Origin of the sequence: Aeromonas sp. 602658 (assembly GCF_049173005.1) — a bacterium.
Lineage (GTDB): Bacteria > Pseudomonadota > Gammaproteobacteria > Enterobacterales > Aeromonadaceae > Aeromonas > Aeromonas veronii_A.
This window is the reverse complement of record NZ_JAAKRF010000014.1, coordinates 32,487-50,699: the sequence shown is the minus strand read 5'-3', so window position 1 is coordinate 50,699 and position 18,213 is coordinate 32,487. Positions and strand designations below refer to the sequence as shown.

At 59.0% G+C, this 18,213-nt stretch carries 14 protein-coding genes; 8 read left to right on the top strand and 6 right to left on the bottom strand.

Annotated features, from left to right (window positions below):
- Positions 1 to 13: 13 nt before the first annotated feature.
- Positions 14 to 2,761, bottom strand: coding sequence for a DNA topoisomerase (ATP-hydrolyzing) subunit A (gene gyrA / locus G5253_RS11970; protein WP_005352118.1), 2,748 nt, complete (start codon positions 2,759 to 2,761; stop codon positions 14 to 16).
- Between the two features lie 198 nt (positions 2,762 to 2,959).
- Between gyrA and ubiG the strand changes: the two genes are divergently transcribed.
- The 5 genes from ubiG to yfaE all read left to right on the top strand — a co-directional run bounded on the left by ubiG (position 2,960) and on the right by yfaE (position 8,798).
- Entirely contained in the window at positions 2,960 to 3,676 is a 717-nt protein-coding gene (gene ubiG, locus G5253_RS11965; protein ID WP_100645821.1) for a bifunctional 2-polyprenyl-6-hydroxyphenol methylase/3-demethylubiquinol 3-O-methyltransferase UbiG, read from the top strand.
- Positions 3,676 to 4,371, top strand: a complete 696-nt coding sequence (locus G5253_RS11960) for an HAD family hydrolase (RefSeq protein WP_421203387.1) — start codon at positions 3,676 to 3,678, stop codon at positions 4,369 to 4,371. The genes ubiG and G5253_RS11960 overlap by 1 nt, the downstream gene beginning before the upstream one ends.
- 625 nt (positions 4,372 to 4,996) lie before the next feature.
- On the top strand, positions 4,997 to 7,264 hold the full coding sequence (gene nrdA, locus G5253_RS11955; protein WP_421203385.1) for a class 1a ribonucleoside-diphosphate reductase subunit alpha: 2,268 nt from the start codon (positions 4,997 to 4,999) through the stop codon (positions 7,262 to 7,264).
- Positions 7,265 to 7,344: 80 nt separating this feature from the next.
- The gene (gene nrdB, locus G5253_RS11950) at positions 7,345 to 8,478 is read left to right on the top strand and encodes a class Ia ribonucleoside-diphosphate reductase subunit beta (RefSeq protein ID WP_005336708.1); all 1,134 of its coding nucleotides are present in this window, start codon (positions 7,345 to 7,347) and stop codon (positions 8,476 to 8,478) included.
- Complete coding sequence (gene yfaE, locus G5253_RS11945) at positions 8,475 to 8,798, top strand: class I ribonucleotide reductase maintenance protein YfaE (protein WP_162517680.1); 324 nt, start codon at positions 8,475 to 8,477, stop codon at positions 8,796 to 8,798. Before nrdB ends, yfaE begins: the two co-directional genes overlap by 4 nt.
- Positions 8,799 to 8,919: 121 nt before the next feature.
- Here the strand turns inward: yfaE and mltA are convergent, their stop codons facing one another.
- On the bottom strand, positions 8,920 to 10,071 hold the full coding sequence (mltA, locus tag G5253_RS11940) for a murein transglycosylase A (protein ID WP_266135028.1): 1,152 nt from the start codon (positions 10,069 to 10,071) through the stop codon (positions 8,920 to 8,922).
- A gap of 149 nt (positions 10,072 to 10,220) precedes the next feature.
- Between mltA and G5253_RS11935 the strand changes: the two genes are divergently transcribed.
- On the top strand, positions 10,221 to 10,472 hold the full coding sequence (locus G5253_RS11935; RefSeq protein WP_216953548.1) for a DUF1289 domain-containing protein: 252 nt from the start codon (positions 10,221 to 10,223) through the stop codon (positions 10,470 to 10,472).
- A gap of 101 nt (positions 10,473 to 10,573) precedes the next feature.
- Here G5253_RS11935 and fruA read toward each other — a convergent pair whose 3' ends face one another.
- Genes fruA through fruB form a run of 3 tightly spaced genes read right to left on the bottom strand, consistent with a single transcriptional unit; the run spans position 10,574 to position 14,399 of the window.
- A complete protein-coding gene (gene fruA / locus G5253_RS11930; RefSeq protein ID WP_266135029.1) occupies positions 10,574 to 12,298 on the bottom strand; it encodes a PTS fructose transporter subunit IIBC in 1,725 nt (574 codons plus the stop codon).
- Entirely contained in the window at positions 12,295 to 13,284 is a 990-nt protein-coding gene (gene pfkB / locus G5253_RS11925; RefSeq protein WP_266135030.1) for a 1-phosphofructokinase, read from the bottom strand. The genes fruA and pfkB overlap by 4 nt, the downstream gene beginning before the upstream one ends.
- Positions 13,284 to 14,399, bottom strand: coding sequence for a fused PTS fructose transporter subunit IIA/HPr protein (fruB, locus tag G5253_RS11920; RefSeq protein ID WP_266135031.1), 1,116 nt, complete (start codon positions 14,397 to 14,399; stop codon positions 13,284 to 13,286). Before fruB ends, pfkB begins: the two co-directional genes overlap by 1 nt.
- 296 nt (positions 14,400 to 14,695) lie before the next feature.
- Here fruB and cra point away from each other — a divergent pair, with 296 nt between their 5' ends.
- The gene (cra, locus tag G5253_RS11915) at positions 14,696 to 15,682 is read left to right on the top strand and encodes a catabolite repressor/activator (protein WP_266135032.1); all 987 of its coding nucleotides are present in this window, start codon (positions 14,696 to 14,698) and stop codon (positions 15,680 to 15,682) included.
- Between the two features lie 559 nt (positions 15,683 to 16,241).
- Positions 16,242 to 17,435 carry an aromatic amino acid transport family protein gene (locus G5253_RS11910; protein WP_106843352.1) on the top strand — a complete coding sequence of 398 codons (1,194 nt, stop codon included), beginning with the start codon at positions 16,242 to 16,244 and terminating at the stop codon, positions 17,433 to 17,435.
- Between the two features lie 83 nt (positions 17,436 to 17,518).
- Here the strand turns inward: G5253_RS11910 and G5253_RS11905 are convergent, their stop codons facing one another.
- The gene (locus G5253_RS11905) at positions 17,519 to 18,037 is read right to left on the bottom strand and encodes a transcriptional regulator (RefSeq protein ID WP_181222411.1); all 519 of its coding nucleotides are present in this window, start codon (positions 18,035 to 18,037) and stop codon (positions 17,519 to 17,521) included.
- Between the last annotated feature and the right edge of the window lie 176 nt (positions 18,038 to 18,213).

The window sequence follows — 18,213 nt, the reverse complement described above, 5'->3', positions numbered from 1 at the left end:
TAACAGGTGACGATTACTCGTCGCCCGCTTCCCCTGCATCGACTGCATCAGTGCCGGTCGCGGTATCGGTACCTTCAGATACCTCACCGTCAACGGCCAGCGCGTCGTTCTCGTCTTCGTCGCTCTCGGCGATACGCTGCAGGCCAACCACGGTCTCGTCTTCACCGGTACGGATCAGACGGACACCGCCGGTGTTACGGCCAATGACACTCACCTCGGCAACACGGGTACGCACCAGGGTTCCGCCGTTGGTGATCAGCATGATCTGGTCGGTATCTTCGACCTGGATCGCATCGATCACCTTGCCGTTGCGCTCATCCACCTTGATGGAGATAACGCCCTGGGTACCACGGCTCTTGGTCGGGTATTCGGCCAACGCAGTCCGCTTGCCGTAACCGTTCTCGGTGGCGGTGAGGATGGCACCTTCGCCGCGCGGAACGATGAGGGAAACCACCTTGTCACCGGCGCCCAGCTTGATGCCGCGCACACCGGCTGCGGTACGACCCATGGGACGAACGCCCTTGAAGGTACCCTTGCTTTCGGTGCCTTCGCCGTTGTCGCTGCCATCATCGTCATTGCCGGCATCGTCGTCGGTTTCAACGTCATCGCTGACATCCGCATCGGCGCGACCGCTGCCTTCGGCGAAGCGAACGACTTTGCCCGCGTCGGAGAAGAGCATGATCTCGTTGCTGCCGTCGGTGATATCCACCCCGATCAGCTCATCGCCCTCTTTGAGATTGATGGCGCGGATACCGGAGGAGAGCGGACGGCTGAAGTCAGAGAGGCTGGTCTTCTTCACGGTACCGTTGGCGGTGGCGAAGAAGACATACTTCTCGGCGTCATATTCCTTCACCGGCAGGATAGCGGTGATACGCTCACCCTCTTCCAGCGGCAGCAGGTTGATGATCGGACGACCACGGGCGCCACGGGAGGCTTCCGGCAGCTGGTAAACCTTGAGCCAGTAGACCTTGCCACGGGTGGAGAAGCACAGAATGGTGTCGTGGGTGTTGGCCACCAGCAGACGCTCCACAAAGTCCTCTTCCTTGATCCGGGTGGCCGACTTGCCACGACCACCGCGGCGCTGGGCCTCGTAGTCGGAGAGCGGCTGATACTTCACATAGCCCTGGTGAGACAGGGTAACCACCACGTCTTCCGGGGTGATCAGATCTTCGATGTTGATCTCGGCACTGGACATGCTGATCTCGGTGCGACGCTCGTCGCCATACTGCTCACGCACGGCCAGCAGTTCATCGCGGATCACTTCCATCAGACGAGCCGGGCTCGCCAGGATGTGCAGCAGCTCGGCGATCAGATCCAGCAGAGATTGGTACTCTTCCAGGATCTTCTCGTGCTCGAGGCCGGTCAGCTTGTGCAGGCGCAGGTCAAGGATGGCCTGGGCTTGCTGTTCGGTCAGGAAGTATTGACCTTCACGGATACCGAACTCGGGCTCCAGCCACTCTGGCCGTGCCGCGTCGTCGCCCGCTTTTTCCAGCATGGCGGCCACGTTGCCGAGTTCCCAGCCCTTGGCAACCAGGCCCGCTTTCGCGTCGGCCGGGGTCGCGCTGTGGCGGATCAGCTCGATGATGGGATCGATGTTGGCCAGCGCAACCGCCAGACCTTCCAAAATGTGTGCCCGATCCCGCGCTTTGCGCAGTTCGAACACGGTCCGGCGAGTCACCACTTCACGGCGGTGCAGCAGGAATGCATCCAGGATCTCTTTAAGGTTCATCACCTTGGGCTGGTTGTTATCGAGCGCCACCATGTTGATGCCGAACGTGGTCTGCATCTGGGTGTGCTTGTAGAGATTGTTCAGCACAATCTCGCCGGACTCGCCGCGCTTGATCTCGATAACGATGCGCATGCCGTCTTTGTCAGACTCATCGCGCAGGGCACTGATGCCCTCGATCTTCTTCTCTTTGACCAGCTCGGCGATCTTCTCGATCAGTCGAGCCTTGTTCACCTGATAGGGGATCTCGTGAACGATGATGGTCTCGCGACTGGTCTTCTCGTCCACTTCCACTTCAGCCTTGGCCCGCACATAGATGGAGCCACGACCGGTACGGTACGCCTGCACGATGCCGGAACGACCGTTGATAATGCCGCCGGTGGGGAAATCCGGGCCGGTGATGTAGGTCATCAGCTCGTCAATGGTGAGGTCACCGTTTTCGATCAGCGCCAGGCAGCCATTGACAATCTCGGTGAGGTTGTGAGGCGGAATATTGGTCGCCATGCCCACCGCGATACCGGAGGAGCCGTTGACCAGCAGGTTGGGAACCTTGGTAGGCATGACCGCCGGGATCATCTCGGTGCCGTCATAGTTCGGCACCCAGTCCACGGTCTCTTTGTCCAGATCAGCCAGCAGCTCGTGGGAGATGCGGGCCATCCGCACTTCGGTATAACGCATCGCCGCGGCGCTGTCGCCGTCGACTGAACCGAAGTTGCCCTGACCATCGACCAGCATGTAACGCATGGAGAAATCCTGCGCCATCCGGACAATGGTGTCATACACAGCGCTATCGCCGTGCGGGTGATATTTACCGATTACGTCACCGACCACACGGGCCGATTTTTTATAGGGCTTGTTCCAGTCGTTCCCCAACTCGTTCATAGCAAACAGAACGCGGCGGTGAACCGGTTTCAAGCCATCACGCACATCCGGCAGAGCTCGTCCTACGATCACGCTCATGGCGTAATCAAGATAGGAACTCTTGAGCTCTTCTTCGATGTTGACCGGCGTGATCTCTCTGGCCAGATCGCTCATAGAAAGCCTTATCCCTAATTAGTTGTTCTTTGGCTTAAACAGCGCGACATGGTAACACACTGAGCCAAATACCTTAAGCCACAAATCGGGTATCAGATCGGGCTGGTGTGACAAAGTCCGTCCGTTATAATGCCCGCCAGGACAATAGATTGCGCCCATGACTCAGAAGCGGGCGCCCTGCCACAGGATCTTCGAAAAATGAACAGTGATGCCAATGTCGATCTGACAGAAATCGCCAAGTTTGAAGCCATTGCCTCCCGCTGGTGGGACATGGAAGGTGAATTCAAACCCCTGCATCAAATCAATCCGGTACGCCTTGACTGGATCACCGACAAAAGTGGCGGTCTGTTTGGCAAGCGCATTCTCGATATCGGGTGTGGTGGCGGCATCCTCTCCGAGAGCATGGCCCGCCGTGGTGCCAAGGTCACCGGCATCGACATGGGCAAGGAACCTCTCGGCGTCGCCCGCCTGCACGCCCTGGAGCAGGGTGTTGAGCTCGAATATCGCCAGATCACCGCCGAAGCCCATGCCGCCGAAGTACCGGGCCAGTATGACGTGGTCACCTGCATGGAGATGCTGGAGCATGTGCCGGACCCCGCCTCCGTGCTGCGCGCCATCGCGACTCTGGTACGCCCGGGCGGCCGGGTGTTCGTCTCCACCATCAACCGCAACCCCAAATCCTATCTGATGATGATCATCGGGGCCGAATACCTGATGAAGATGGTGCCCAAGGGTACCCACGATCACAAAAAATTCATCACCCCGGCCGAACTGTGTCGCATGGGTGAAGCAGCTGGCCTGCTGGTGCGGGACATGAGCGGCGTCCACTACGCCCCCCTCACCAACCAGTTCAAGCTCGGCAAGAATGTTGACGTCAACTATATGGTGGAGTTTGTCCGCCCGGAGCAAGGTTGATGAGCGCCTCTCACCTGCAACCTCTTCGTTGCGTGCTGTTCGATCTGGATGGCACCCTGCTCGACACAGCCCCGGATCTGGGGGCCGCAGTCAACCACGTGCTGATCAACGAAGGTTTTGCGCCGCTCTCTGACGACATTATTCGTCAGACCACCTCCCACGGGGCGCTCGGACTGCTGAAAGCGGGCCTCGGCGACGAACTGCTTGAAGATCTGGGGGCCACCCGCCTGCGCAATGCCCTGCTCGACTACTACGCGGCCAATCTCTGCGTCGGTACCCGTCCCTATGAGGGAATGGTGGATCTTATCGAGTGGCTCGACGAGAAACAGCTACCTTGGGGTATCGTCACCAACAAGCCGGGCTTTCTCACCGAGCCACTGCTGGCAGCCCTGCCACAACTCGCCAGTTGCGGCGTCACCGTCAGCGCTGACACCCTGCCGGTACGCAAGCCCGACCCCGCCCCCATGTTCTTTGCCTGCGAGAAGCTGGGGGTCGAGGCGGCTCACTGCCTCTATGTGGGGGATCATGTGCGGGATATCGAAGCAGGCCGCAATGCTGGCATGCGCACCGCGATCGCTGGCTGGGGCTATCTCAATGATGAGGAAGATCCCGCACAGTGGGGCGCCGATCTGCACTTTGATACCGTGCAAGCCCTGCACCACTGGCTGCGCTATGAGTTGACGGCCAAAGCGTAACGCGCAGCCTTACCGGCTGATATGCGATAACGGGGCGAAGAGACTCTCCGCCCCTTGCATCTCTTCCTTTACGCTCCCGCGTCCTGCGCCACCATCACGCCTCTTATTCATGGATAATAAAGGCAGCTTTCTGCCTGTTGGATACCCATTTGACAAGCTCGCAGCCGTCACAAAGCGGCCACAAACTACCGTCATCTGATGCAAAGCCCTTGCCACGCTGAGCCCGCGGCTGCGACAACTGGACAGCTTTTGTCCCTTGTTGGGTAAGGGATAATCAGCTGCGGTTTGCTAGTAAAAAGGCCCCCTTTTCGCAAGCAAAAAAAGTTATTTAAATTTTCCATCTTCGATCGGAAGGCTTGCATTTGGCGAAGCGGACGAATGAAAACCCGCTCACTGTGAGCAACCACTAACAAAGACAACAACACCCACAATTTATCCACAGCAAGCCAGTTATCCATACATTGCAATGCGTAGCCGACCTCACTATCTTGTAGCTCGAACTTAAAATAACACTACATCTTGTGATTCATCGCACAATCTCTACCCAATACCTGCACATCGCTGGGGCCAGGGGTGGTGTCATTGTGCGATGGTTTTTCGGGAATCAACTAAAGGTCATCAGCCAATGAACTTGTTTGTGACGAAGCGTAACGGACACAAAGAACCCATCGATCTGGATAAAATTCACCGCGTGCTGGACTGGGCCGCCGAAGGGCTCGACAACGTGTCGGTCTCCCAGGTAGAGCTCAAGTCCCACATCCAGTTCTATGACGGTATCCGTACCGCCGACATTCACGAAACCATCATCAAGGCGACGGCTGACCTCATCTCCGAGCAGACCCCTGACTACCAGTACATGGCCGCCCGTCTGGCCATCTTCCACCTGCGCAAGAAGGCCTACGGCCAGTTCGAACCGCCCCACCTCTACCAGCACGTGGCTCGTCTGGTCGACATGGGCAAGTACGACAAACACCTGCTGGAAGACTACACCCAGGCTGAATTCGAAGAGCTGAACGCGCACATGGATCACTGGCGCGACATGAACTTCTCCTACGCGGCGGTCAAGCAGCTGGAAGGCAAGTATCTGGTACAAAACCGCGTCACCGGCGAGATCTACGAGAGCCCGCAGTTCCTCTACATTCTGGTAGCGGCCTGCCTCTTCTCCAAGTATCCGAAGGATACCCGTCTGGACTACATCAAGCGCTTCTATGATGCGGTCTCGACCTTCAAGATCTCGCTGCCGACCCCGATCATGAGCGGCGTGCGCACCCCGACCCGTCAGTTCAGCTCCTGCGTACTGATCGAGTGCGACGACAGCCTGGACTCCATCAACGCCACCGCCAGCTCCATCGTGCGTTACGTTTCCCAGCGCGCCGGTATCGGCATCAACGCCGGTCGCATCCGCGGTCTTGGCAGCCCCATCCGTGGTGGCGAAGCGTTCCACACCGGTTGCATCCCCTTCTACAAATACTTCCAGACTGCCGTGAAGTGCTGCTCCCAGGGCGGCGTGCGCGGCGGTGCGGCCACCCTGTTCTACCCGCTGTGGCACACCGAAGTGGAAAGCCTGCTGGTGCTGAAGAACAACCGCGGCGTGGAAGAGAACCGTGTTCGTCACATGGACTACGGCGTGCAGATCAACAAGCTGATGTACCAGCGCCTCATCAAGGGCGGTGACATCACACTGTTCTCCCCGTCCGATGCGCCGGGTCTGTACGACGCCTTCTTCGCCGATCAGGACAAGTTCGAAGAGCTCTACGTCAAGTACGAGCAGGATCCGGCCATTCGCAAGAAGTCTCTGAAAGCGGTAGACCTCTTCTCCTTGATGATGCAGGAGCGTGCCGGTACCGGTCGCATCTACATCCAGAACGTGGATCACTGCAACACCCACAGCCCGTTCGACCCGAGCGTGGCGCCGGTACGCCAGTCCAACCTCTGCCTCGAGATTGCGCTGCCGACCAAGCCGCTCAACAACATCGACGACGAGAACGGCGAGATCGCTCTGTGCACCCTCTCTGCCTTCAACCTGGGTGCCATCGACAAACTGGAAGATCTGGAAGAGATGGCGGATCTGGCCGTGCGCGCCCTCGATGCCCTGCTCGACTATCAGGACTACCCGATTGCCGCCGCCAAGCGTGGCAGCATGGGTCGCCGTACTCTGGGTATCGGCGTCATCAACTACGCCTACTACCTGGCCAAGAACGGTGCCCGCTACTCTGATGGCTCCGGTCTGGCGCTGACTCACCGCACCTTCGAGGCGATCCAGTACTACCTGCTGAAAGCCTCCGTGCAGCTGGCCCGCGAATTCGGCCCCTGCCCGCTGTTTGGCGAGACCACCTATGCCCAGGGCATTCTGCCGATCGACACCTACAAGAAGGATCTGGATGCGCTGTGCAACGAGCCGCTGCATCTGGATTGGGAAAGCCTGCGCGAAGAGATCAAATCCGTGGGTCTGCGCAACTCCACCCTGACCGCCCTGATGCCGAGCGAGACCTCCAGCCAGATTTCCAACGCCACCAACGGTATCGAGCCGCCGCGCGGTTTGGTCTCGGTCAAGGCGTCCAAAGATGGCATTCTCAAACAGGTGGTGCCCGAGTATGATCGCCTGAAAGATCAATACGAACTGCTCTGGAAGCAACCGAGCGTTGACGGCTACCTGCAGCTGGTCGGTATCATGCAGAAGTTTGTGGATCAGGCTATCTCCGCCAACACCAACTACGATCCGGCCCGTTTCGAAGGCAACAAGGTGCCGATGAAGCAGCTGCTGAAGGACTTGCTGACCGCCTACAAATACGGTCTCAAGACCCTCTACTATCACAACACCCGTGATGGTGCAGACGACACCCAGACCGACCTGCAAGATGACGGTTGTGCTGGCGGGGCTTGCAAAATCTAAGTCACGGCAAGATCTGATAACCGGGCGGGAGCGACAAGCTCCCGCTCTCCTGTTTTCTCCATACAGACATTCTGGTAACCATGGCCTATTCAACTTTCTGCCAAACCCAAAACGACCAGCTCAAAGAGCCGATGTTTTTTGGCCAATCGGTCAACGTAGCCCGTTATGACCAGCAAAAGCACGAAGTGTTCGAGCGGCTGATCGAAAAGCAACTCTCCTTCTTCTGGCGCCCGGAAGAGGTGGATGTCTCCCGTGATCGCATCGACTATCAGGCCCTGCCGCCCCACGAGCAGCACATCTTCATCTCCAACCTGAAGTACCAGACCCTGCTGGACTCCATTCAGGGTCGCAGCCCCAACGTGGCCCTGCTGCCGCTGGTCTCCATTCCGGAGCTGGAAACCTGGATTGAGACCTGGGCCTTCTCCGAGACCATCCACTCTCGCTCCTACACCCATATCATCCGCAATATCGTCAACACCCCCGCCCAGGTGTTCGACGACATCGTGACCAACGAGCAGATCTTGAAGCGCGCCGGCTCCATCAGCCACTTCTACGACGATCTGATCGAAGCGACCGCCCTCTACAACCTGCACGGTGAAGGGACCCACACCGTCGCTGGCCGCGAGGTGACCATCACCTTGCGCGAGCTCAAGAAGAAGCTCTATCTGTGCTTGATGAGCGTCAACGCGCTGGAAGCAATTCGCTTCTACGTCAGCTTCGCCTGCTCCTTTGCCTTCGCCGAGCGTGAACTGATGGAAGGCAACGCCAAGATCATCAAGATGATCGCCCGCGACGAAGCGCTGCACCTCACCGGCACCCAACACATGCTGAACCTGATGCGCACCGGCCAGGATGACCCGGAGATGGCCGAGATTGCCGCTGAGTGCGAACAGGCCTGCTTCGAGATCTTCAAGGAAGCGGCCATTCAGGAGAAAGAGTGGGCCGAGTACCTGTTCCAGGACGGCTCCATGATCGGCCTGAACAAGGACATCCTCTGCCAGTATGTGGAGTACATCACCAACCTGCGCATGAGTGCAGTCGGCTTGCAGCCAGCCTTTGCCGGCACCAAGCAAAACCCGATCCCCTGGATCAACACCTGGCTGTCATCCGACAACGTACAGGTCGCCCCGCAAGAGGTAGAGGTCAGCTCCTATCTGGTCGGTCAGATCGACAGCGAAGTCAATGCCGATGACCTGGGTGATTTCGAGCTGTGAGTGACGCCACCAACATGCTGACCCCTGCCCCGCACGCGCCTGCCGAACAGCATGCGGTCGTGGCACCACGGGTACATACCCGGGATGGTGCCGTGCTGCACGCCCATCCCGGCGAAAGCGTGTTGGAGACCCTGGAGCGCCACGGTCATCATGTGGAGTTCCAGTGTCGCAGCGGCTATTGCGGCGCCTGCCGCACTCCGCTGATAGCCGGCAAGGTGCACTATCCTGCGGTGCCGCTGGCATTTGTCGCCCAAGGGGAGTGCCTCCCCTGCTGCTGCAAACCGGTCGGCGCCATCCGGCTGGATATCCAGAAGAGCTGACGCAGCCACAGACTGGCAACTCGCACAAAATAGAAAGCCGCCGGAGCAATCCGGCGGCTTTCTATTTTGTCCTTCATCTTTGCTCGGGCGCCCGATTACAGACGCCCAAAGCCTCAGAGGATTACAACCAGGGGGCGGCAGTCGGTCCGTGGTGCAGGCCAAGCTTCCAGACACGACCGAAGTGCTTGTAGTGACCCGCTGCGACACCGGCCTTCTCGCCCATGCCGTGGTAGAGGTCGAGGTGACCCTTCTTCACCGCGCCGCCCACATCCAGCGCAATCAACAGCCGCAGCTGGTGCTTGCCGGTCCAGTTGCCCTCTTTATCGAGCAAAGGGACTTCAGCGAGGATCGGGGTCCCCATCGGCAACAGGGTCTTGTCGGCAGCAACGGCCGCCAGCGGCAGCAGCGGGATACCGGCGGCGCCGATCACGTCATTGGTGGGTCGACGCTCGAAGAAGACATAGGAGGGGTTCTGCTCCACCAGCTCCTTGACGCTCTCCTCCGGTTGACGGTTGGCCCACTCCTTGATGGCCTTCATCGACATCTGCTCCTTGGGTACTTCACCGCGGTCGATCAGTACCCGGCCGATACTGACGTAACCGTGGCCGTTCTTGCCGCTGTAACCCAGATATTGCAGCCTATCGTCGTCACCGTAGTGAACAAAGCCCGATCCCTGTACGTCCATCAGGAAGTTGTCGATAAGGGATTTGCTGTAACCCAGCTCCAACCCGCGGTTGGCAAGGGCGCCCTGGTGGATCTGTGCCCGGGTCGGACAACGGCTGCCGCAGTTGGGCATGGCATAGATGGGGTACTTATACTCGGCATCCGGGCGGTGACGCACCTCCAGCACCGGCGAGTAGTAGCCGGTAAAGAGCACGTTACCCATGCGATCGGCGCCGCCCAGCTGAGCCAGGCTGATGCCGTAACGGGTGATGTCGGCAGGATTGCCGCCGCCCGCCACCCAGCGGGAGAGCTGGTGATAGAGCTCGCCATAACGGCTCGCCATCCGCCCTGAACGCTGCATGACAATGCGACTCTGGGGGCCAAACTTGCTGTAATCGGCACTGGCACGACTGTTGACCCGCTCGACCCGCACCAGATCCCCCGGCAAGGTACCGTCCAGATACTGCTTGCCCAGATTTTCCGGCACCTCGCAGTTGAGAAAACATCTGTCATCAGTCTGTTTTTTTGGCACCTCTGCTTTGTCAGAGTTACCCGCACACCCGGCCAACCCCAGCACTATCGCGGTCAGCCAGAATCCGTGTTTGTTCATATGTCCTCATTTAACACCAAGAGTCCTGCTCGGCGGCAAGATGCCAAATTTGCAGGGGGAAAGCAAACGACATCAATCACTTGAAGAGAGATTTCTCCAAAGGGAGGATGCTGGGTTATAACAAGGTGACAGGATATGCGAGGTAATGGATGGAACAGCTCGAAATATTTCCGTTGCAGAGCCCCTGTATCGGGGTCTGCGAGGTGAACAACAAGGGCTATTGCAAAGGATGCCTGCGCAATCGCGAGGAGCGTTTCAACTGGCAGAAAATGAGCCCGGCCCAGCAACAGGATGTAATGCGTCTGTGTCGCGCCCGCAAGGCGCGGGTTGAGGCTGCGCGGCGCAAAGCGCTGGAAGGAGCGCAACCCCAGTTGCCAGAACAACAAGGCTGGGAGTTTTAACCACTCCCTATCTTCCCCTCACAGGTTACCTATCCTCCCGACAAAACAAAAAGCGGCCCACAGGCCGCTCTTGGTTATGACGTCTTGCCGGGTGGCGAGGCTTATGCCGTGGCCAGCTTGGCCTGCTCTTCGCCGCGCTTGAGCATGGCGTAGGAGACACCGGTCAGCAGCGAGCCTGCTGCAATGGCCACGATATACATCATGACATTGCTGATGGCGTGCGGGATGAACAGCACGAACAGACCGCCGTGGGGAGCCATCAGCTCGCAACCGAACAGCATGGAGAGCGCACCGGTCAGGGCGCCGCCGACCATGCAGGCCGGGATGACCCGCATCGGATCCTTGGCGGCAAACGGGATGGCCCCCTCGGAGATAAAGCACAGACCCAGCACGAAGGAGGCCTTGCCCGCTTCCTGTTCCGCCTTGATGAACTTGGCGCGGGCCAGGAAGGTGGCGATCCCCATCCCCAGCGCCGGCACCATGCCGGCGGCCATCACGGCAGCCATGGGGGCGTAGGTTTTGGAGGCCAGCAGGCCGACCCCGAAGGCGTAGGCTGCCTTGTTGACCGGGCCACCCATGTCGAAGCACATCATGGCGCCGATGATGACACCCAGCAGCACAGCGTTGGCAGAGCCCATGTTGTTGAGGAAGGTGGTCATGGCATTCATGATGCCGGCCACCGGGCCACCCACCACGTATATCATCACCAGACCGGTAAAGAGGCTGGCAAAGAGCGGAATGATCAGGATGGGCTTGAGCGCTTCCAGGGTCACCGGCAGGCGCACCCTGTCGCTCAGGTACTTGGCGCTGTAACCGGCCAGAAAACCGGCGACGATGCCGCCAAGGAAACCGGCGCCCAGCGAGCTTGCCAGCATGCCGCCGATCATGCCGGGAGCGAGACCCGGGCGATCAGCGATGGAGTAGGCAATGTAGCCGGCCAGCACCGGGATCATCAGGGCAAAGGCAGAGCCGCCACCGATCTTCATCAGGGCGGCGGCCAGGGTGCCTTCCACCTTGAACGCCTCGATACCAAACACGAACGAGAGCGCGATGATCAGGCCGCCCGCCACCACCATGGGCAGCATAAAGGAGACCCCGGTCAACAGATGCTTGTAGGGGCCAGCTTTTTCCTCTTTCTTGGGTTGGCTGGCGCCGCTGTGGCGATAGAGTGTCGCCTCGTTCCACGCCTTGTCGAGCTCGGCGCGGGTTTTCTTCAGTGCCGCCCCTGTGCTGGTGCGATAGACCGGCTTGCCGTCGAAACGGGCCATGTCCACCTCGATATCGGTGGCGAGGAACACCAGATCGGCAGATGCAATCTCCTCGGCAGTCAGGGCGTTCTGGGCACCGACCGAACCTTGGGTCTCGACGCGGATCTGATAACCCAGCTGTTTGGCCATGGTCTCCAGCGCTTCTGCCGACATAAAGGTGTGAGCCACCCCGGTCGGACAGGCAGTCACCGCCACGATGCGCTTGCCAGCGGCGGCCGGTTTGGCGGCAGCGGGCGCGGCTTGATGACGATAGACGCTGGCACCGCTGGTGGCAGCTTCCAGCAAGGCAGCGGGATCCTGCAGGGCGACATCCATGCTGCCCTGATAGACTCGCTTGCCATCATAGGCAGCGAGATCCACTGGGGCACTGGCGACAACCAGCACCAGATCGGCGGCAGCAATCTGCTCCTTGCTCGGTACTTGGCGGGGCTGCACGCTGGAGCCGACGTCGAGGGTGAGTTCCCAGCCAGCCAATTTGGCCTGCTGTTCTATCCGTTTTGCAGCGAGAAAGCTGGTGGCAATGCCCGCCGGGCAAGCCGTAACCAAGATTGCTTTCATTGGGCATCTCCTGAGTTTTCCATTGAGGGGGTATTGCACTGAACCGGTGCCAGCGCATCCAGACGCTCTACGCGCACCTGTTCAAGTAAGGGGTTGAGCATATTGATATCGTCAAAGCCGACCGCCACCTGACTGACCGCCAAGGCCGAGACGGCGGTGGCCAGCCGCAGGGTCTGCTCCGGCGCCCAGCCAAGGCTCAGACCATGGGCGAGACCTGCCACCAGAGAATCGCCAGCACCAACCGTGCTGACCACCTGCATCCGCGGTGGAATGGCTTGCCAAACGGCATCCGGGGCAAACCAGATGAGGCCATCGGCGCCGTTGGAGATCACCACGTTGGGGATCCCGCTCGCCTGCAGCGCGCGGGCACACTCGGCCTGCTCGCTCAGGGTCTTGATGGGGCGACCAGCCCATTGGCTCAGCTCCTCCAGATTGGGTTTGACCAGGGTCGGCGCCGCCTTGATCCCTTCGCTTAACGCCGCACCGCTGCAATCGAAGATCACCTGCTTGCCCTTGGCCTTGAGCAGGCGGATCAGATGGGCGCAGTAATCGGGGGCCACCCCTTTGGGCAGGCTGCCCGCCAGCACGAACCACTCGGCGTGAGGTGCCAATTTGTCGATGGCCTGCTCCAGCGCGCACACTTCCCCTTGCTGGATGGTGAGCCCCGGCAAGTTGAGATCGGTGACCCGACCGGACTGCTCGGAAATCTTGACGTTGATGCGGGTGCTGCCCGCGACACGGACAAAGTGATCATCCAGCGCACGCTCTGCAAACAGGGAGACAAAGCTCTGCTCATTGTCTGCGCCCAGCCAGCCGGTGACGCCCACCTCGCGGCCCAAGTCCTTGAGCACCATGGCGACGTTGATCCCCTTGCCTGCGGCACGCAGGTTGGCCTCGCTCACCAGATTGACCTCACCGAGGCTCATCGCCTCGAGGCGAGTAGTGAGATCAAGGGCCGGATTGAGGGTGATGGTAACAATCTTCATTAATGCGCCCCCTCGCCGAGACCAGCGGCGATGGCCTCACCGATCCCCTTGAGAGCCGCTTCGGCATCAGCCCCTTCGGCGCGAAACGCCAGACGGTGCCCGCATTTGACCCCAAGACCGATCACTTTCATCAGGCTCTTGGCGGAAACCGCTTCGCCGCTGCCATCCAGATTGGCCACCCGGATGTCGGATTCAAACTCTTTGGCCACCTTGACCAGCATGGCGCCGGGACGAGCGTGCAAGCCGTGGGGATTGATGATGGTGAAGGTTTCGGAAAGACCGCTCGCGGGGCCTGCTTGCAGCATGGCCAGTCCCTCGCCGCCCGCCAGCGTAGCGAGTTGGCCGGCAGCCGCCAGTTTGGCCAGATTCTCCAGTTGCGGCAGATGGCTGCTATCTGCGGCGCACAGCAGCAGCATGGCGCTGACCGGCAGCTCCCCTGCGCGAAGTTCGCTGCTCGGGGTGGCCAGCACCCAGCCAGTCTGGGCCGATGCTGTTTGCTGAACATTGGCGCGGGCGAGCCAGACGCCCTCGCCCAGATAGGCAGGTTCGCTTGCCAGCAGCGCGCTCACCATGGCGGCATCGCCCCAGCCCGCCGATTTGGCGCGGGCGGCTGCTCCCAGCAGCAGTTGATCGCGATCATCGGCCGGGAAGTCAGCCAGGGTCAGGTATTGCACCTCTTTGGCGTCAGTGGCGCCGGTCAGGATGTTGATGATGGTGTCGGCATCGGTGGCCTCTTTGAGCTGAGCTGCCGCCTGCTCGTCACCCAGCACATGGGTAAGCTGGCGCAAAATGCCCAGATGCTCGTCGGACTTGGCGGCGATGCCGATGGCGACATAGGCGATCTGCCCCTCATCCCACTCGATACCATTGGGGAACTGGGCCACCATGACGCCTGTGCTCTTCACCAGATGACGGGTATCGGTGGTGCCGTGGGGAATGGCGATGCCACTGCCAAGATAGGTGGCATGCTGCGCTTCACGGGCCAGCATCCCATCCACATAGCCCGCTTCCACCAGACCGGCTTCGGTCAGTTTGCCTGCCAGCAGGGCAATGGCGTCCGACTTGGTCGCCACCGACTGCCCCAGCAAGATCTGCTCTCGCGCCAACTTCAACATAGAGACTCTCCATCAGGTTCCGGCCACGCCGGTACGTCACAATTGAACATTCGGATAACTCGCCAGCTGACAATAGACCTGAACACGGTTCACTGTGATCGGGGCCTGATTTTCAGGCCACTGGGTCTCTTCGTTGCTGACAGACTGAATCGTTTCACTTACACTCAGACTGAATCGTTTCAGCGAATTGATCAAGTACCCACAAAGAGTGCTTTTCAATGATATGATCCCGCGCACACTTTTCGGTGCCCTCACCCGGCAGTGACCGTGGGCCTTGCAACTCAAACAGAGCCAATATGATGAAACTGGACGAAATCGCCGCCCTCGCCGGTGTCTCGCGCACCACGGCAAGCTATGTGATCAATGGCAAGGCCGACCAATACCGCATCAGCCAGGCCACCCGCGACAAGGTGATGGCCGTGGTCACCGCCCACAACTATCAGCCGGACAGCCGCGCAGCCTCCCTGCGTGGCGGCCAGACCAAGACCCTCGGCTTTATCCTGCCCGACCTTGAGAACGCCAGTTACGCCAAGCTGGCCAAACGGCTGGAACAGGGGGCCCGGGCGCAGGGCTATCAGCTGCTCATCGTCTGCTCGGAAGATGAGCCCGCCACAGAAAAAGAGCTGGCCCATATGCTGGTGAGCCGCCATGTGGACGCCCTGCTGGTGGCCAGTTGCCTGCCGCCAGACGACCCCTTCTACGGCAAATTGCAGGCGCAAGGCAGCCAGATCCTCGCCATCGACCGGGCGATGGCCGCCGACAAGTTCGTCACCGTCGCCAGTGAAAACGAGAAAGCGAGCTTTGATCTCACCAGCTCCCTGCTCACCCCGACTCTGCGCCATATCGCCTTGATCACCGCGCTGCCAGCACTCACGATTAGTCAGGAGCGCAAAGCCGGTTTCGAGCAGGCGGTCGCCAGTCACAGCGCGGCTCGCCATCTGTGCGAAGGGGATCACTTCTCCCGCCTTGAGGGGTATCGCCTGATCAAGGATCTGCACCTGCAGCTGGGTCAGCTACCCGAGGCACTGATCACTACCTCCTATATCCTGATGGAGGGGGTACTCGACTACCTGTTGGAGCAAGAGATCGATATGAGCCAGCTCGCCATGGCCACCTTCGGGGACGATCGGCTGCTCGACTTCCTCCCCTTTGGCATCAACTCCCTGCCTCAGAAGCACGACGCGCTGGCGAGCCAGGCGCTGGAGCTGGCGCTCAAGGCGGTGAACGGCGACTACCAGAGCGGGCTGCACTATGTGAGCCGCACCCTCAAGCGCCGTCGCTAACCTGACCGCAGCAGACCCGATTTGCTGTCAATGGGTGGGTAAAGCGAACAGATGACAATAAGGCTGCCAGGATTGGCTGCCTTATTGTTTTTCCCCACAACCCTACCCGTCCGCTTTGCTGTTTCTACCGTCTGGCCGACTAAACAACCGGCCTCAACACTCCTTTCACCCCGCAACTAAACGCCAACGCCACGACAAGGCACTCCCCCATCCGTGCAGCAACCACTTGGCTGACCTGTATCAATGAGCCCCTGCTAGTCATTTTTTCGGTGCTTTTTTCTGCAATTAGCTACCACTGTCATCATTTATTTCCACTTGTTGCCACAAGCCAGCACATGATCCGTATAAAAGGGGTTGTTTCCGCTATTTCGATCCGCTAACGTGGCAACCATATTTTACAACTGACAGGTTTTAGGTACAGATGTTCCCGTTCCGATATTGCTAGCCTCCGGCCCTATCACCGGAGGCACCTTCTGATAACGCCAATCGGCCCCCTTTTGTTGACGTCAATGCTGACATCGCCTGTTTGCACTGACACCGCTACGTTCGGATGGATAACATGAATACCAAAACTCTGGGTTGTACCCTGTTGATTGCCGGCACCACCATAGGTGCCGGCATGCTGGCCCTGCCGCTGGCCTCCTCCTCCCTCGGCGGCCCCGCCACCCTGATGTTGATGGTCGGCCTCTGGGCCCTGATGGCCTTCACCGCCATGCTGCAAGTGGAGGCAAGCCTCAACACCGGCAAGTGGTACCTGCACCAGCTGGCGGATCATCTGCTCGGCCCCTGGGGCAAGCGCATCGCCTCCTTCTGTATCCTGATGCTGTTCTACTCGCTGGCCTCCGCCTACATCAGCGGCGGCAGCAGCCTGCTGGCACAGGCGCTGGTCGATGCCGGCATGACCCTCAGCCAAGAGCAGGCGGCATGGGCCTTTACTCTGCTGTTTGGCGGCATGGTCTGTGTCGGCACCCGCTCGGTGGATTACCTCAACCGGCTGATGTTCACTGTCAAACTGGTGATCATGGTGGTGGTGCTGGCGTTGCTGCTGCCCCGCACCGAAGGACAGCATCTGCTCTCGATGCCGCTGGGTCAGGGCCTGTTGCTGGCGGGCCTGCCGGTCATCTTCACCTCGTTTGGCTTTCACGGCTCCATTCCGAGCGTGATGCTTTACCTCGGTGACTGCCCCAAGCAGTTGCGTCGGGTCTTTGTCTGGGGCTCAGCCCTGCCGCTGATCCTCTACGTGCTGTGGCAGGTGGCGATCCTCGGTCTGCTCGGCCAGCAAGCCCTGCTGCAAACCGGCGGCGCGCTGGACAGCCTGCTGGCCAACGTCGGCAAGCTGGTGAGCTGGCCTGCGTTTAATCAGGCGATGCACCTGTTTGCCGATCTGGCTCTCGCCACCTCCTTCCTCGGGGTGACACTGGGGCTGTTCGACTTTATGGCCAAGGTGACCCGCCGCAAGGACAACTGGCAGGGCCGCACCCAGACCGGCCTCATCACCTTTGTGCCGCCATTGCTGTTTGCCCTCTACTTCCCGCAGGGCTTTATCATGGCCCTCGGATACGCTGCCATTGCGCTGGCGATCCTCGCGGTGCTGCTGCCGGTGGCGCTGGTATGGCAGAGCCGCAAGCAGGCGCCCGCCCACCACTACCGTGCCCCGGGTGGCGTGGTGGCGCTGGGAGTAGCCGCCGCCATGGGCGTGCTGATTGTTGGCGTACAGATCAGCGTCAGCCTTGGAATGTTGCCAGCGCTGTAATCCCCGATACTGAATGCCCCAAATAGCCAAGCCCCGCCAATCTGATTGGCGGGGCTTTTTACACTCAACTAACTCCATTTAATTCATTTTTTCGAATGGTGACGTCCAAAACCGGATTTATTTGGCCAAGTACGCATCTTCCTTTTCTCTTCTATGATGTAACTTTCTCGCCATAACCAATCACCCAATAAATTAGCTACGGTATGATTTAGTCGCACACGAGCGGTCTCATCACTAAAAGGTAACTTTTCAAGCTGGGCCATTACCTTAGGATGATTAAAATCAATGCCATTCCAAGCATGTCCATACATATTTCGAATTTTCCGTATTGCCTCAACTTCAGAAAACTCTTGTTCTTCTATTAGTCCAAGTGAATACGCGGCCAGAATGCGAGAACTAAATGTACCTAAAGGAGCATTAAATCCTTCAAGTAATTTTTTACTTTCTGTAGAGTCTATAAGAAAGGCAGAAATCATACCCGCGAGCACCTCATCAAGAATAGAGCCTGCCATCAACACAGCCCCTCTATCAGACTCTTTATAAAAATCATTCAAGAATGTTGCGAGTCGCAAAATTTCAGGTGGTGTATCTTCCCAAGCCATTTACCCAATCTCCAATTTTTAAAGTTAGTTAAAAATACCATTTAATACCCACTAAATATTGGAAAGCCAAGATGGTTCCATTTTTCTCGTTATGATTGATTTGCTATCAAAAACTTCATATCACAAAAACGCCAACAATACCTCATAGCAACCAATAATAATGTTATCTATTTGTA